The sequence below is a fragment of the Paenibacillus wenxiniae genome, assembly GCF_039822605.1.
GTDB classification, from domain to species: domain Bacteria; phylum Bacillota; class Bacilli; order Paenibacillales; family Paenibacillaceae; genus Saccharibacillus; species Saccharibacillus wenxiniae.
The window spans coordinates 392426-409031 of sequence record NZ_JBCGUH010000005.1 but is presented as its reverse complement, the minus strand read 5'-3'; the positions used below and the strand labels follow the sequence as shown (position 1 = coordinate 409031).

14 protein-coding genes are annotated in these 16606 nt (G+C 48.8%); 7 read left to right on the top strand and 7 right to left on the bottom strand.

The genetic code is table 11. The annotated features are described in order from the left end of the window. Positions 1-172: 172 nt before the first annotated feature. From AAHF22_RS12420 to AAHF22_RS12405, 4 genes are all read right to left on the bottom strand, one after another. A complete protein-coding gene (locus tag AAHF22_RS12420; RefSeq protein WP_347325326.1) occupies positions 173-1036 on the bottom strand; it encodes a helix-turn-helix domain-containing protein in 864 nt (287 codons plus the stop codon). 113 nt (positions 1037-1149) lie between these two features. Then, positions 1150-2292, bottom strand: coding sequence for a Gfo/Idh/MocA family protein (locus AAHF22_RS12415; RefSeq protein WP_347325325.1), 1143 nt, complete (start codon positions 2290-2292; stop codon positions 1150-1152). Positions 2293-2671: 379 nt separating this feature from the next. Further along, positions 2672-3889 (bottom strand): Gfo/Idh/MocA family protein, encoded by a 1218-nt coding sequence (locus tag AAHF22_RS12410; protein WP_347325324.1) that lies wholly within the window; start codon positions 3887-3889, stop codon positions 2672-2674. Continuing rightward, the gene (locus tag AAHF22_RS12405) at positions 3889-4749 is read right to left on the bottom strand and encodes a sugar phosphate isomerase/epimerase family protein (RefSeq protein WP_347325323.1); all 861 of its coding nucleotides are present in this window, start codon (positions 4747-4749) and stop codon (positions 3889-3891) included. The genes AAHF22_RS12410 and AAHF22_RS12405 overlap by 1 nt, the downstream gene beginning before the upstream one ends. Positions 4750-5168: 419 nt before the next feature. Between AAHF22_RS12405 and AAHF22_RS12400 the strand changes: the two genes are divergently transcribed. The 3 genes from AAHF22_RS12400 (at position 5169) to AAHF22_RS12390 (ending at position 8324) form a co-directional block, all read left to right on the top strand. Continuing rightward, a complete protein-coding gene (locus AAHF22_RS12400; RefSeq protein ID WP_347325322.1) occupies positions 5169-6203 on the top strand; it encodes a zinc-binding alcohol dehydrogenase family protein in 1035 nt (344 codons plus the stop codon). A gap of 104 nt (positions 6204-6307) precedes the next feature. Continuing rightward, positions 6308-7336, top strand: coding sequence for a GTPase (locus AAHF22_RS12395; protein ID WP_347325321.1), 1029 nt, complete (start codon positions 6308-6310; stop codon positions 7334-7336). 52 nt (positions 7337-7388) lie between these two features. Then, positions 7389-8324: a serine/threonine protein kinase gene (locus tag AAHF22_RS12390; RefSeq protein WP_347325320.1), complete on the top strand. Its 936-nt coding sequence runs from the start codon at positions 7389-7391 to the stop codon at positions 8322-8324. A gap of 232 nt (positions 8325-8556) precedes the next feature. Here AAHF22_RS12390 and AAHF22_RS12385 read toward each other — a convergent pair whose 3' ends face one another. Further along, positions 8557-8736, bottom strand: coding sequence for a hypothetical protein (locus AAHF22_RS12385; protein ID WP_347325319.1), 180 nt, complete (start codon positions 8734-8736; stop codon positions 8557-8559). 356 nt (positions 8737-9092) lie between these two features. Between AAHF22_RS12385 and AAHF22_RS12380 the strand changes: the two genes are divergently transcribed. Next, a complete protein-coding gene (locus tag AAHF22_RS12380) occupies positions 9093-11171 on the top strand; it encodes a methyl-accepting chemotaxis protein (protein WP_347325318.1) in 2079 nt (692 codons plus the stop codon). 211 nt (positions 11172-11382) lie between these two features. Here the strand turns inward: AAHF22_RS12380 and AAHF22_RS12375 are convergent, their stop codons facing one another. Both AAHF22_RS12375 and AAHF22_RS12370 read right to left on the bottom strand, forming a co-directional pair. Next, on the bottom strand, positions 11383-11916 hold the full coding sequence (locus AAHF22_RS12375) for a cupin domain-containing protein (RefSeq protein ID WP_347325317.1): 534 nt from the start codon (positions 11914-11916) through the stop codon (positions 11383-11385). Positions 11917-12074: 158 nt separating this feature from the next. Beyond that, a complete protein-coding gene (locus tag AAHF22_RS12370; RefSeq protein ID WP_347325316.1) occupies positions 12075-12593 on the bottom strand; it encodes a Crp/Fnr family transcriptional regulator in 519 nt (172 codons plus the stop codon). Between the two features lie 190 nt (positions 12594-12783). On the opposite strand from AAHF22_RS12370, the gene AAHF22_RS12365 reads away from it, so the two are divergent. The 3 genes from AAHF22_RS12365 (at position 12784) to AAHF22_RS12355 (ending at position 16593) form a co-directional block, all read left to right on the top strand. Continuing rightward, entirely contained in the window at positions 12784-14091 is a 1308-nt protein-coding gene (locus tag AAHF22_RS12365; protein WP_347325315.1) for an ROK family transcriptional regulator, read from the top strand. Between the two features lie 2 nt (positions 14092-14093). After that, positions 14094-15113: an ROK family protein gene (locus tag AAHF22_RS12360; protein ID WP_347325314.1), complete on the top strand. Its 1020-nt coding sequence runs from the start codon at positions 14094-14096 to the stop codon at positions 15111-15113. Positions 15114-15357: 244 nt separating this feature from the next. Next, the gene (locus AAHF22_RS12355; protein WP_347325313.1) at positions 15358-16593 is read left to right on the top strand and encodes an MFS transporter; all 1236 of its coding nucleotides are present in this window, start codon (positions 15358-15360) and stop codon (positions 16591-16593) included. The last annotated feature ends 13 nt before the right edge of the window (positions 16594-16606 follow it).

Here is a 16606-nt window from a genome sequence, read left to right as displayed (position 1 = left end):
GCAGAAGCAGAAGCAGAAGCAGAAGCAGAAGCAGAAGCAGAAGCAGAAGCAGAAGCAGAAGCAGAAGCAGAAGCAGACAAAGACGGCGACAGGATCATCTTGTCGCCGTTTGTTGTCTGTATTCGTCGTCGATTTCGATCCAGTTGCTCATGAGCAACGATCTGCCAGTTCGCTATCGCCCCGTCTCCGAACCGATTAAACGTGCTCGATATGTCTCTGGCGTTACACCGATCTCTTCTTTGAACATCCGGCTAAAATGACCCGGCTGCTTAAAGCCAGAAATGCGGCTAATTTCGCTAATCGGTAATGTATGCTGGTATTGCAGCAGCAGCTTCGCCTGATTGATCCGCCGATGATACAAATATTTGAAAATAGTCATGCCTGTCCATGATTTGAACAACGAAGCGGCATAAGAGCGTGACAGATGCAGATGATCGGCAATCTGTTCCAGCGTCATATCGTCCATATAATGCTGCTCGATATAATCCAAAATATCGTGTGCATACTGCTCCCGACCTTCTTGCATCAATGGCGGCTGCTCCTGTTCACAACAGCTTGCCAGCAAAGCCAGCATATCGCATAACTTCATCATTACAGTTAACGGCACTTTGCCATCTTCGCCAAGCGGTAACCGATGTAGCTGTTCCAGCAGCACTTCCAGATCGCTGCGTTCCTGTGCACTTAGCGATAGTCGATAGCCGCCCGCTTGCTCAAATGGCTCCAATAGCGCATGCAGATGAGCAGGCTGTACATACCGCTCCACCAGCGCCGGATCAAAATGCAGTGTGGAGCGAATATACGGATAGCCCGGCTGCGGATGCGGACGGTGCAATGTACGTCCATGCATAAGCAATACATCGCCAGGCCGCAGCTGATACGTATGCTCCCCGACAATATACGTACAGATGCCTTCGTGAAAATAGTAAATCTCATAATGCAAATGTGAATGAAATCCATCCGCGGCAATCGATTGAAAATGTTGATCCTGACGATACACATAATTCACCGCATGTTCCATCCGCAAATTATGCGGCATAGGACAGGCACCTCCTAATGATAACGTTTACAAGGTTGTGTCCATTTTAGCATGTGCGGATGGAAGATGGAGCGATTTTGAATGATTTAATGTATTTTTACATGAAGTTAAAGCTAACGCAGATGTGGCGTTGCTGTTGGTGAAGCTGATGTATGCCCCTGCTGGAAACCAGCCAGCCCTTCCGGGCGATTCCATGCCTGCTGCTGAGCGATAAGGCACAGCTCGGCTGCCTTGAATGCATGTTCCTGCGTCATCGCCGTTTCCGTGCGATCCAGCACATCGCGGATCAATTGTCCAAAGAATGGATAGCCAATTTTACCGGATACCCCAAAATGATACTCACCTTCATGATTGACCAGGTACACATGATCCTTCGCCGGATCGCGTGCGACATCGATATATTTACGCAGCTCGATATAGCCGTCTGTGCCAAGAATAACCATCCGTCCATCACCCCAAGTGCCGAGTCCATTCGGTGTGAACCAGTCGACACGCACATAGCCGGAGGAGCCGCTAGTACCGGTCAGTGAAATTTCGCCAAAGTCCTCCAGCTCTGGATATTGCGGCTGATTGAAGTTGGCGACCCGACTATAGTTGATCGTCGCATCATAGGACCCGGTAAACGTCAGAAACTGCTCAATCTGGTGGCTGCCGATATCGCATAAAATGCCGCCATATTGCTCACGCCGGAAAAACCAGTCTGGTCGACGATGGGCCGCCAGCAAATGAGGACCCGTGCCCATTACCTGTACGACCTTGCCGATTGCCCCTTGATCGATCAACTGTCCGGCATAGATCGCACTCTCCACATGCAGTCGTTCGCTGTAATAGACCATGTATTTTTTGCCCGTTTGTGCAGCTACGGCGCGTGCATCTTCTAATTGCTGTAGCGTTGTGAACGGTGCTTTATCGGTAAAATAATCTTTGCCTGCCTGCATTACACGTACACCGAGTGGACCGCGTTCGCTCGTAATCGCTGCCGCCGCAACGAGATGTATGGTGTCATCATGCAGCACCGCTTCCAGCGAAGGCGCGAGCTGAGCTTCCGGGTGTTTGCGCTGAAGTGCTTCGGCGCGCTCCGGCACAGGATCATAGATCCATTTTAAAGTACCGCCTGCTTCGGTCAGACCGGCACACATGCCGTAAATATGACCATGATCGAGCGCTACGGCTGCGAATGCAAATTCGCCGGGTGCACATACAATTTCGGTTTGATGCTGGCTCTCCGGTACATAAAACATGCCATCTTTACTCATGCTGACACATCCTTTTTCATAGTAGAATCTTATCTTTCGCCATTCGTTATTGCATGAAGTTCGTGTTATCCAGCACACCACTATCCATTGTTGAGTGGAGTTCGTGTTATCCAGTGCATCGCTATCCGTCGTTGAGTGGAGTTGACGTTATCTAGCACACCGCTATCCGTCGTTGAGTGGAGTTGACGTTATCTAGCACACCGCTATCCATCGTTGAGTGGAGTTTGCGTTATCCAGTGCACCGCTATCCGTCGTTGAGTGGAGTTGATGTTATCCAGCACACCGCTATCCATTGTTGCGTGGAGTTAGCGTTATTCAGCGCATCGCTATTCGTCGTTGCGCGGAGTTGACGTTATCCACTATTCCACCGCTATTCTTGTTACTTAAATGTACCGCTCAGATCGGCAGGCACATCTTCCGGTTCTACTGTAGTGCCCGGCTTGTACACGGAATGTTGACGACGCTGCTCCAGCTCGTCGGTAAATTGCTGCTCATTCAGCGGCAATTCTACCCAGCCATCCTTCCATGTGGACAGTAGCATCGCATTGGACAATGTCAGTCCATGAATCCCTTCTTCACCAGGAGATAATAGCGGCGTATGATAACGAATCGCATCGATCCAGTTGCGGATAATACCGGGATGGCCTGTTTCTTCGCCTTCGACTGGAATTTCGCATTGCCAGCATTCTGGACTGCCGAATTTGCCAGTATAGCGGCTATTGAATTCGGGTTCCGATTCGCGTAGTCGCCAGAAGGTAAGCTGGTCGTTTTCGATCACGATTTTGCCGCGATCACCGGTCATTTCCAGACGATTCGTTCCCGGTGCTTCGCCAGTCGTCGTAATAAATACGGCACTTGCACCATTCGCATATTCCGCATAGGCAGTCACATCATCTTCGACCTCGATATCGCGATAACGTCCGAATCGGCAAAAGGCACGGATGCGCTCTGGCATCATGCCGGTCGTCCATTGCAGCAGATCGAGCTGATGCGGGCACTGATTAATCAGCACACCGCCACCTTCACCACCCCATGTCGCACGCCAGCCGCCGGAATCGTAATAGCTTTGCGGACGATACCATGTCGTAATGATCCAGTTCATGCGCCGTATCTCGCCAAGCTCACCGGATTGGATTAGTTCGCGCAGCTTGCGGTATACCGGATTGGTACGCTGATTGTACATAATCGCAAAGACGCTGTTCGGCGCAGCGGCTGCCGCTTCATTCATTTGCCGGACTTGAGCGGTGCTTACGCCGGCTGGCTTCTCGACCAGCACATGCAGACCGTGCTGAAATGCGATCATTGCCTGTCGTGCATGGTCGTCATGTGGTGTAGCGAGCAGTACAGCGTCGATCGTACCGGATTGCATCATCTGCTGCGAGTCAGTCCAGAACGCGACATGCGGTGACAATTGTTTTGCTGCCCACAGCCGCATTGACTCGCGGATATCGCAAACAGCTGCTAGCTCAGCGCCGGGAATCGCACCGGAAAGTAATGTTTTGGCATGTGTGCTGCCCATATTGCCGATACCGATCACGCCGACACGAACGATGGCAGGAGATGTGGTAGAAGAAGATGCTGTCAGATCGGGATTCATTATGAATTCGCCTCCAGTTGGGGTGACTGTATAAAAGAGCGGAACATATTGGCAAATTGCTGGAGCATGTCTGTACTTGCCCATTGTCCACTAAAATCTTCAAGACCGAGATAACCGTCGTATCCATTTTCCAATAACGTATGGATGATAGACTGCCACGGTACAATGCCTGCATGTAGCGGTGCCCACTGGCATTGCCATTGTCCATTATGCTGTTGCCATGCGGCATTTTTGACATGCACATGTGCCAGATATGGACCTAATAGCTCGATGCCCATGCGAGCGTTTTCAAAACCTTCATGCACCATATTGCCGGGATCATACAGTACACCTATATGCTGTGGATTCAAGCCATCGACAAGTTGTCTCGCTGCTGAAGCACTGGCTGCAATGGTGCCATGATGCGTTTCGATCAGCGCTTTGATCCCATATGAAGCAGCCATATGTGCAATGGCGCTTAAGTACCGTACAGCTTCCTGTTGTAGCTCATCGATATGGCGCGTGCCGTCGTATGTGGGTACGCCCACACGTATCATCGAGACGCCAAGCTGCTGTCCTGCGGCAAATGCCTGTTGCGCTGTATCCAGATCACCACATTTTAAATACGGCACCAGTGCGATCGGTTGTACATGCCCCTGCTTACATTGTGCTCGTAGTTGTAACAGCTCGCCTGCATCTGTACCGGGGGCAATTGAACAACGATTATGCCGCCAAAATGAAGGTGCTTCGTCTGCCGCATCAGCAGGAATTGCCGCATACCGCCACTCGATCCCATCGATGCCTGCCCCATGTGCGGCATCGATCAGTTGCTGAGGGGTTAGGTCTGGCGTACAGACGGTAAATACCGATAATCGAATCATATCGATTCATCTCCCTGAGTAAACATTTTCGGTGTAAACAAGGGCATTGTAGCATGCGCACCTACCTGCCGTGCACATCTGCAAGACAACAGATGAACGACAGATAAGCCGCAGTCCAAATGCCACAACCATAGATAATTTCAAATTCGATGAAATGCGATCTGTAGCGATCTAATGACATTGAATGTAATGAATGTATGTATGGATATATTTGCGATAGATACGATATGGTCGAAAGAATATGAGATCATATTAATGTGGAGTAATGGAACGTTACACATACAGGCTTTATAAGAAAAGCCCCTGTTGCGCCGCCTACCTAAAACGGGTATTAATCGTGGAGAGACAGCGAGTTGCATCCAAATCAATTCGTACACGTATCATTCAAAATAAAGCTTATGCTATAGGAGGAACTTGATATGACTGGAGCAAACATGAGAGCGGTAGGGTTAACACGTTATTTACCGATTGACGATCCGGATAGTTTGCAGGATGTAACGATTCCGATGCCGACTGCAACCGGTTATGATCTGCTCGTAAAAGTAGAAGCAATCTCGGTCAATCCGGTCGATACGAAGCTGCGTGCACCGAAGGACAAAGTCGAATCCGAGCCGCGCATTCTCGGCTGGGACGTAGCCGGCATCGTTGAAGCGGTCGGTGATATGGTCGAAGGTTTCCAGAGGGGTGATGAAGTATACTACGCTGGCAGTGTGACACGGCCGGGCGGAAACAGCGAATATCACGTCGTAGATAGCCGCCTTGCTGCACATAAGCCGTCCAGTCTGGACTTTGCTGCGGCTGCCGCATTGCCGCTAACCGCTTTAACCGCATGGGAAGGCATCTATGATCGACTTGGTATTACGCATGATGAGCAGGAGAATGCCGGTAAAACGATACTGATCATCAACGCCGCCGGTGGTGTAGGCTCAGTGGCGACGCAGATCGCCCGTCATGCTGGATTAACCGTCATCGGCACCGCTTCACGTTCGGAAACGGAAGAATGGACGCTTGCTCATGGTGCACATCATGTGATCAATCACCATGATCCGCTATTGCCACAGCTACAGGAGCTTGGAGTTGGAGAAGTGGATTATATTTTTTGCCTAAATCAGACGGATCAGCACTGGAAAGGGATGGCGGAAGCGATTGCGCCACAGGGGCGTATTTGCTCGATCGTCGAGACATCGGAGCCTGTCGATCTCGGTCTATTAAAAGATAAAAGTGCCTCGTTTGTATGGGAGTTTATGTTTACGCGTGCCAAATACGGTACACCGGATATGCAGGAACAACAGCGTATTTTGCAGCAGGTTGCGAAGCTGGTCGATGAGGGTGTGTTTCATAGCACAGAAGCCGAGCGCTTAGCGCCAATTAACGCGGACAATTTGCGTGAAGCGCATCGTCAGCTTGAAGCTGGCAATATGATCGGTAAGCTGGTGCTGGAAGGCTGGGAATAAGTAAGCTACCCGGTTAGCTATAATAAGCACGAACATAATGGGAGTTAACATAACGCCTGATAGGATCAAGATCGCGATTATGAGGATGGATGGAGGAGCAGCAGATGAATAAAAGTGAGCATCAGCTCAAAGCGGATATTCGGCGTCAGGCAGATCAGGCATTTGATCAGGAGATGGATGAGATTAACCGCCAGATGAAGGAGCGTGTGATGATTGCACTTGTCGGTGATGTGAATGCCGGCAAATCGTCCACGATTAACCGGATTATTGGCGATGAGGTGGCTGGTGTAGGTGCAGAACCTGGCGAGACGACCGAGATTAAGGAATATCCATATCGCGATAAAATTATTTTGATCGATACGCCTGGATTGAACGATGTAAACACGAGCAATTCGGCGCGTACACGGGATTATTATCGCCAGACAGATGTGGTGCTCTTTTTCCTGAATGCTGCGGGTACGGTATTTTCCGAAGCGGAAAAACGGTCGCTGGAAGCGCTGGAGAAGATCAACAATGATATCATCATCGTGCTGAATAAGATCGATGCTGCTGACGAGATCGATCGGCTGGTCAATCGTGTTCGGCAGGAGACAGGCAATCGGTATGAGGTGATTCCCGTTTCATCGCGCACAGGCACCAATATTGAACAGCTGCGTTACTCGATTCTCGATTTACTCAAAAAAAAAAGTAAGGATATCGTCTTCGCCCGCACGATCAAGGAAAAATCCTCCATCGCTAACAAATGGATTATCGGCGCCGCGACTTCAGCAGGAGCGATCGGGGCTGCGCCGATACCTGGCGCGGATATTATCCCGCTGACGGCGATTCAGATCGGTCTGCTGACCCGGCTTGCTACGCTATATGAGCGCCCAATCAGCCGTGAAACAGCCAAAGAGATCGTGATCGCTTCCATCGTCGGCAATCTCGGTAAAACATTGTTCGCGCAGGTCGTCAAGCTGTTTCCCGGTGCAGGTTCTGTTGCGGCAGCCGGCGTAGCTGGATCGATCACGCTGGCGCTGGGCTATTCGGTCAAATATGCCTATGAGCGCGGTGTCGATGTAACGCCAGAAAGCATTAGCCGCCTGTACCGCAAATTCCGCAGCAAAACGGACAAAGGCAAGCTACCAGAATGAGTATACAAGCTTCGGTCAAAGATGCTTCGGTACAGGGAAGGAATGGAGTAGATTGAGAGCATTACAGCGTGCCAGAGGACATATTACCCGCTGGTTGCAGGAACGACATTATAGCGAGGGAACGATTGTTCACGGGCGTTACCGGATTATTGGTCCACTGGGCAGCGGTAGCTATGGAGTTACATATCGCTGTGAAGATCGAAGCGACCATAACCGTCCGGTTGTACTAAAACGAGTGCATCCGCTACGCGGTGGTGAGGAGCGCGCGCGTCTTATTTATGAACGCGAATGTAAAACGATGCGCCAGCTCGCACATCCGCATATTCCTGCGCTACTCGATCAGTTCCTGTACCGCGGACAACACTGTCTAGTTATGCAGTACATGGAAGGACGCAGTATAGGCGAGTTGCTGTTTGAGCGGCAAGCGGTATTTACGGAGTACGAAGCGATTCAGTTGATGCTCCAGCTGCTGGAATTAATCGAGCAGATGCACAATCAACATATGGTGCACCGCGATATTAGTTTATCCAATGTATTGTTGCATGACGGTCAGGTGCAACTGATCGATTTTGGTCTAACCTGGCATCAAGCTGAGCCGCGCGAGCTGGTACAACAGCTGGATGAACTTGTGAGCGGAGACGAGCAGGAAAAGATCATCCGCCGCTCGCTAAGTGTTAGCAGTGACTTTTACGGTATGGGACATTTGCTGCTGTACTTGTTGTATAGTAGCTACGACGAATCGAGCACCGATTTGAACGGGCAACACGCAATTACCGATGAGACGACAACGCGTCCTTCCTTATCCAACCATACAAACGTAGCTGCGGTTTCCTCTGGCTGGGAAAGTGAACTAAAGCTGCATCCTGATACTCGCATCATGTTACGCCGAATGCTGCAAGCCGACCAACCTTATACCGATGCTACCGAAGTTAGACAGGCATTAGAACATAGTGCTCATTCCATACAGCCTGCCCATCCATCACATTAATAGAAACTACTTGTCAATCAAATCAATACAAAAAACAGCCGCTCTCTTATAAAAGAAAGCGGCTGTTTACGATATACGATCATTCAATGATCCAGACTATACTGTTTTATCATTTAGTGCTTCATAGTGCAAAGAGTGCTTCATATTCCAAAAATTATTGCGTATCCATTTACATAAAATGTTGTTATCGGAAGTTGAATGTGTGGTGCTGTACGAATCAGCTCGTTATCGATTAACTACTGCTATACGATTTGCCTTTACGATTACGCTTATAATGACCATGCCCATATTGATTATGAGAGTACCCTTTATGCCCACGATAACGATCACTGCTGCTATGCGAACGATGACGATGCTGTCCATGCGACTTCGACTTCATAACCTGCTTAATGATACTTTTAATCAAACCCATAATAAGTAGCCTCCTTAGCTAATCTTATGATGTATATACGATACACCCCCGACATGGTTCCTTAAAATTTGAAGATCGCTTTCACAAAATAATTACCAATTTATTTAAAAAAATGATTCAATTGTCGAAATTTGTGATATATAATCACGAAGTACTATTAAATATTGTGCAATAAGACCTATATATCGCGTTAAAAGACCTATTCAACATCTCGGTTTCATTTGCTAGTGATGCCAATAAGCCAACAATGCGATGGATAGTCGCCTGATCACACCATGCAGTCAGACTGATTTTTCCAAATCAGATGAAATAGTAACGGATACCATCTATTTTAAACACAGGGAGACAAGACATTCATGAATCGAATCAAACAATGGTCCGGTAGCCTTTTTGCGCGCATTCTCGGTATTGCTGCGGTATGTATTATCGTACCGATGCTGATCGCGATGATGATCGTAGGTTACAAAGTTAGTCAATCGTACGAGCAATCGACGATGCAGTCACTGAGCAGTATCGTAACGGAAAAAGTCAAAGAATTAAGCATCATTACCGAAGGACAGCAATCGGCAGCCGACGCGATGGTCGAAGATCCGTATGTGGTCGACTATTTTGCGAATTTAGATGCAAGTGGAACGACCAATCAGACGCAATACGAACGTATCGAAGACAATATTGCAGATAAACTGCAAGAAGCGGATGGACTGTATGAGAACATTTTCTTCACACATGCCGGCAAAATTTACATGGATGGCATTGATGGCAAATCGGTCAATCATGAGCTAAAAGCAGCTACCGATCCGTGGTATCCAGCTGTACAGAAAAAGCCAGGTCCCTTTGTGAGTGATATTATGACCTCTCCTGTAAGTGGTCAGGCGGTTATCGTCATTGGGGATGTGATCGGTGGTAATCTGGATACTGAAGTGGCACGCAACAATACAAGTGGTGATCCAGACATATTCGGCATGCCGCTGAATGTGAACAACCTGCTCAAGGAAGTCGTACAACAAAATAGTAAAGATATGCTCGATACTGTCGTGTTAAATCGCGCTGGCGAAGTCGTTGCATCGTCCGATAAGTCCCAAATTATGAAGGTGAATTTTGCCAAGCTGAATACAGAAGGTATGTATCAGCAAATGCAAAATGCTGATTCCGGTAGTGGTTTTGTGACACTGAACGGCGTACGTTATATGGCTTCTTTTCAGAAAGATGCTGTGCTTGGATTGAGTGTAGTTACAATGCAGCCGGTTAGCGTATATATGAATCAGGTGCAAAGTATGATCTGGTTAATGCTGCTCATTACCGTAATTAGCGTCATTGTCGCGCTGCTCATTTTGTTCTTTATCGTGCGCAGCATTATTCGTCCGGTACGTCTTGCTTCTGCACATCTGGAGCAGATGGCGAAAGGCGATTATTCGAATGAATTGCCGGAAAAATATCAGCGTGCAAACGGAGAAACCGGACAGCTGATCCGTACACTGGCAAGTATGCAGAAGACGACGCGTGGCGCGATCTATCAAGTATCTGAAGAAGTGAACACTTTACGTGCAATCAATCATCGGACGACAGAAGCGTTCCGCGAGACGGCTGAACGTATCGAAAGTGTATCGGCAACTACGCAAAATATGTCCGCAGGTATGGAGCAGACAGCCGCGTCTACACAGGAAATTAGCGCATCGACTCGTGAATTCGAGACAGCGATTGATACGATTGCCAGTGGTGCTCATCAAGGTGCAGAACGTGCTACGGCAATTAATGAGCGTGCAGGCACATTGAAACAGCGTTTGGAAGATTCGATTGCCGTAACCGGTAAGGCATACTATCAGATCAAAGAAGGTTTGGATCAAGCGCTGGAGCAATCCCGTTCGGTTGAGATGATCAAATCACTCGGTGATTCGATTTTGCAAATTACGAAGCAAACGAATCTGCTCGCACTGAATGCTTCGATTGAGGCAGCACGTGCAGGGGAAGCAGGTAAAGGTTTCTCCGTTGTAGCGAGTGAAATTCGTGTGCTGGCAGATGCTTCTCGCGAGACGGTCAGTCAGATTCAAGGAATTGCCAATGAAGTGGTTGATTCGGTGAGCAGTTTGCAAGAATATAGCGCGCGTCTGATGAGTTTGTTAACCGGCGAAATTGCAGCGGATTATGAGATGATGAGACAGACAAGCGACAACTATATTAACGATGCAGGCGATATTGATAAAATGGTCAGCGAATTTAGCGCAACGAGTCAGCAACTCAGTGCTTCTGTGCAAAATCTCGCTCAGGCGATTCATGAAATTGCCCTCTCCAATAATGAATCTGCCGACAATACAGAAGAGATTGCCGAAGAAGCACAGCGCATTATGGATCGGGCAACTGAAGTGACAGGTGAAGTTCGTAAGACGAGCGATAGTGCGGAGCGTCTGAGTACACTCGTGCATCAGTTCAAATTTTAATACAGATAGCTATAGGCTGTGAACGAATCGATATAGAGCTGTATGTTCGCTGAACTCATGTTATCTGTGCAGCGCATGATGTATGTGCCATGCAAACTATATTTATTGAAGCGAGACATTCCGAAGCTGCTGCGATTCGTTTGAGCTTTTGCAATTTGTTTAAGTTTATGTGAGTGAATCGATTGCATCGAAGTACAATAGCAATGAAAAATCAATGCGGATGACGGATAGAGATTCCTGCCCAGTGTTCTAGTAGGGGACCGTATTCTCCGAATACCGGATCGGTCTGCGGTACCGGAACATGAGGAATCTCCTTCAGTGCCTGCTCATGCTCACCAGGCTTGCCTGTGCGTGTATTGTAGGACATGCCTTGCGGATAAGCACCAACGATGCGAAAATCATCGCTCGCTTCCAGACGGCAGTGTCCGGTGCCAGCAGGCAGCACGACCACATCACCTTTGTGCATGGTGACCGTTTCGCCTTCTTCACCACCGAGGCGTAGAGTAACTTCGCCGCTAATCACACCGAGAACTTCATGTGCATTACTATGATAATGATGGTAATCAAATACACCGTTCGTCCAGCTATTGAGCCAGCCATTTCGGTTGAATACATCTTCCATAGCATCAGGCGAAGCGGGAAAAGCGCCTGCATAGATGATGACAGGTAGTGTAGGATGATTTGGAATCGTGCCGTCATCGGCGAATAGCCGGGTATGGATCGAGCAAGATGGTGATGGTTTCATTATAATTCCTCCTTCAAACGAGCTTGATCGTCATTTCAAAAAGCGTAATCATCTAAAAGAGCATAAGCGTCGTTATGTATACGATAACCCGTATCGCGTAAGTGAATCACCGCAAGCGTATGGAGTAAACGTATCGAACTATAGAAAAGGACAGCCGTTTATCGGCTGTCCTTTTGCTGCTGGGATTGAGCGCGTAGCAGTCGATTTACCGTTTCGCGGCGTAAGCCAATCAATTGTCCGATCTCATCTTGAGTTAACAGATCGGTGATCGGAATACCTTGCAGATAAGTGGCAAACCAGTGCTGTAATTGTTCCAGCTTATCGAGCGGTGTCGTGCGTGTTAGCTGATCGATACGCTGCTGCATCATGCGTAGCTTCTCCTGTAGCAGTCCAGCAATCGCTCGATATTGAGCGGGATCATCATTGAATTGCCGATACCATGTATCAGCATGTACAACATCCACTTCACAGTCGGTGAGCGCAATCGCTGTGCCATGATAGCTCATCGGGCTAATGAGTGAATGATGCGGAATCATTTCGCCAGGCACAATAATATTGAATAGAAATAGACTTCCATCTTCGTGTAGACGCACGATTTTGAACAGACCGCTTTTGATTTTATATAGTGGTCCCTCTTCACCCTGTCTGAATAGAATGTCGCCTTTATGTAATTGCAATCCAGATACCCTCCATTTCGACTAGCCTCATAACACCAATATAACATGCCTGCGCATCGCTACAAATCGCGACAAAAACATTTTTCCAAATGAATAAAATAACGATGGACACTGCCTATGAGCGAGCGTATACTGAGTTCAATTCAATTAGTAAAGGTGATTTACTAAAATAAATTTCAAAGGAGCTGCTATGCTGACACCTATCGGAAATCCACAGATGATTCGTAATTTTAACGAATATTTGATTCTGGAACTGATCGTGAACGAGGATGGATTATCGCGTGCGGAGATTAGTCGTCGTACGGGTTTGAGTAAGCCAACGGTATCTTCAGCTGTACAAAATTTATTGTATCATCGACTCGTCGTGGAGACCGGACTCGACACGAATCAGCAAGGTCGTAAAGGACAGGTATTGGAATTCAATCCACAAGTGTTTCATGTTTTTTTGTTAGACATCGGTGCGGACGGTATCCAGACAGGTATGACTGATCTATCGGGCAAAGTGCGTCATACTGGTTATATTTCGTGGGAGGAACTGGAAGGTGAAACAGAGGCCGAGCAAGCTTTACAGCAACGCTTAACCGATATCGTTGCTCAGCATGCACCTGCTGATGGACCGATCCAATTTGTCAGCGCTGGTATTCCTGCTGTAGTCGATCCACACACCGGGTACGTGCAGACACTATTGCCCCATTTGGAGCGCTATGGAAAGCTTCTTTCCGCTCCAGCACTGCGGCAATTGTTGAACGCTGAGGTGCTGCTGGATAACGATGTGAATCTGGCGGCTGTAGCGGAGCAGGAATACGGAAATGGTACGGGCGCTTCAAGCTTTATTTACGTGTCGCTCGGTGAAGGTGTAGGTACCGGCATTATGATTCACGGACAGATTTATCGCGGTCTTGCCGGAGCTGCTGGAGAATGGGGGCAGGCTGCTCTTCGTCAAGCGGAAGTCGGTACGTTAGCAACCGCTTATAAGCGGCTAGAGCAGTATATCGGTAATGAAGGCTTGCGTGAACTGCTGCATGAAGCCGTGCAGCACATCCATACGATGCAACAAGTAGATGAGCAAATGCAACAGCCAATAGACGATGTACAGCAAACGGATCGTACCGATGCAGCGACATGGACGATTCCGCAACTATTGAAGCAGGCTGAAAATGGGCATCCGCTGGCTGTGCAAATTATGGAGCGTTATGCGGATCGTCTCCTTTTACCACTGGCACAGATGGCTTCCTTACTTGCACCGGAGCGTATTGTGCTAGGGGGACAGATTGCACAGGCGGCAGGGGTGTTTTTGCCAATCTTACAGCAGGCATTGCCAGCTCTTGTGCCAGTAATGCCAGAGCTTAGCGCATCCAAACTGGACAAAAGTCATGAGGGTGCCATTATGTGTGGCGCCGCATGGGCTGGCGTACAGCGCTCATTCCGCTATATTCGCGAGGAAATGTTAGTCATTGGCGGCAAGGAACCGATCCAACAAAATCAAGGGGGAGTATGAGAATGAAGTCATCCGCAGCACAATCCGTATCCGGCTTGTCTGGTAAGGGCTATACAGCAGGCATCGATATCGGCGGTACGAAGACATTAATTTTAATTACAGACAGCAGTGGTCATATTGTCGTGCGCAATAAGAGGCCGACGGTGCAAGTACAGGATGCGGAATCCTTTATCGCAGGTGTGTTTCAGCAACTGGATGAGGTGTTGCAAGAAGTGGGACTGCTGCGTGATCGTTTGGCAGGCATCGGGATTGGCTTTCCAGGCGCTGTGAATCCGCAAACCGGCATGATTCATCATGTGCCAGCTTTACCGCTCGATGGTATGAATCTGTTAGAGCTGATCGGGCCGTATTATGATGGTCCATTGTATCTGGATAATGATGTGAATATGGCTGCGCTGGGCGAATGCTGGCAGGGTGCCGGTGCGGGCAGTACGCAGATGGTGATGGTCACGGTCGGTACGGGCATTGGCGGTGCGATGATTCTTAACGGTGAATTGCATCGTGGCGCCGGATATACTGCCGGAGAAATTTCGTATTTTGTCGTAGATCATCGACCGGAAGAAACGAGCGGTTCGGTGAGCAGTTTGGAATTTGGACGCTATGAATCGCTCGCATCGGGCACCGGCATTGGCGAACATGCACGCCGCTGGTTGCGTCAGCAACATGGACAGGTGGGTGAGCACATTATTGCTCAGGCTGGCAGGGTGGAGGATGTGCAAGCGGTGCATGTATTGCAGCTTGCAGCAGCAGGTGACATGGATGCACAGACGATCATGCAGGAGCCAATCGGTTATATGGCAGCAGGGATCGCGAATATTGTGTCGCTACTCAATCCCGAACGCATCGTCGTCGGTGGCGGCGTGTCCGAATCCAGTTATTATATGAGCGAATTGGCGCGGCGTGTACAGCAATTTACACCGATCAAAGCACAGCTCGTTCCAGCGCAGCTAGGTAATGAAGCAGGCGCACTGGGCGCTGTGTATGGTGTATTGCAAACGTTCCGTACGCCAGCTGAACGCTAGATTTATTTTGGCTATTTACACCATAGAACACCAATCCATGACCATACTGTATATACCGGGACACCCGGACGATCATTATAAGATCAATGGCATGAGCAAGGAGACAGGACAAAGAAGTGGACAGCGTACCTGGATGTACGTATAGTCCGCCACCTCGTCTTTTGTTTATGACCAGTAGAGAAAGCTGCTGCCACGAAGCAGACAGCGCGAGCGTTGGATAACGGGTAGAGAAGGAGCAAATGGAATGGGTTCATTGTTTGGTGAAAAGGCAAGACTGAAACGGGAAGCTGTGTCCGCTGTATCGGTAGATCGCGAAGCGCAGCAGACGCTGCTTCGTATTCGCAGTTTTTATTTGCTGGCTGGACTGGCAGGCGGTATGTTCAATCCGTATATGTCCACAATGCTGGTGCATGGTGGATTAGGCAGTACACAGGTCGGCTTATTGATGTCGATCGGTACGTTTATTTCGATTTTGATTCAGCCGTTCTGGGGGATGGTCGTTGACCGTTTTCAGCAGATGCGGCTTGTACTGATGTTAAGTGTAGCGGTGCCTGCGTTGTTGTCGGTATTTTATCAGAGTCCGTATTTTATCGTATTAACGATCATTTATACGATCTCGATGGTATTCGCGGCTACACAGGCACCGATGGCGGATTCATATGCGCTAGTCGCTGCACAGAAGGCGCATACGACGTATGGGGCGATTCGTTTTCTCGGTAGCCTCGGCACCGCAGCAGGTAGCTATTTGGGTGGATTGTATGTGAGTCGGATCGATGTGTCATTGATCTGGATTCCGTTTCTCGTGTTCAATCTGCTTGCAGCGGTATTAACGTTTACCTTACCGCGTCGTTCGGATGAGAGTCGTGTGCTTCAACAATCGCTATCTACGGGCATTCGTAGCTTACTCGGGAATCGTCTGTTTCTATGCTTTCTCGGTGGCTGTTTGCTGGTCAATCAGACATTGACCGCCTTTAACTCGTATTTTGTACTGTCATTTGAACAAGCAGGCGGCACGCTGGAATTGGCAGGGGTAGGGTTATTTATCGCTTCGGCAGCGAATATTCCAGCGATGCTGATTGCTGCGCGTGTCATTGCACGCTATGGGCATGAACGGATGCTGCTCATTGCGGCTTTTGCTTATATTTTACGGTGGGGGATTCAGTACGTCTTTCCGGTGCCGTGGGTGATGATCGCTGTGCAATTGCTGCATGGGCTATCGTTTGGATTTTTCTATATTTCGGCGGTGGAGTATGTATCGCGCATCGCGTCCAGACATATGCAGGCGACCGCACAAAGCATTTTCAATATGGTGTTTGTCGGTCTGGCTGGCATCGCGGGCAATCTGCTGAACGGGTATTTGCTAGAAGCAGGCGGCGCCGCAGCGATGAACCTGTCCTGTATTATTAGTGCGGGACTGGGTGCGGTATTGCTCGGCTATGTGGCGAGTCGTAGTCGGGAGCATACACCAGTGCTCGGTTAAGCGCTACGATTAG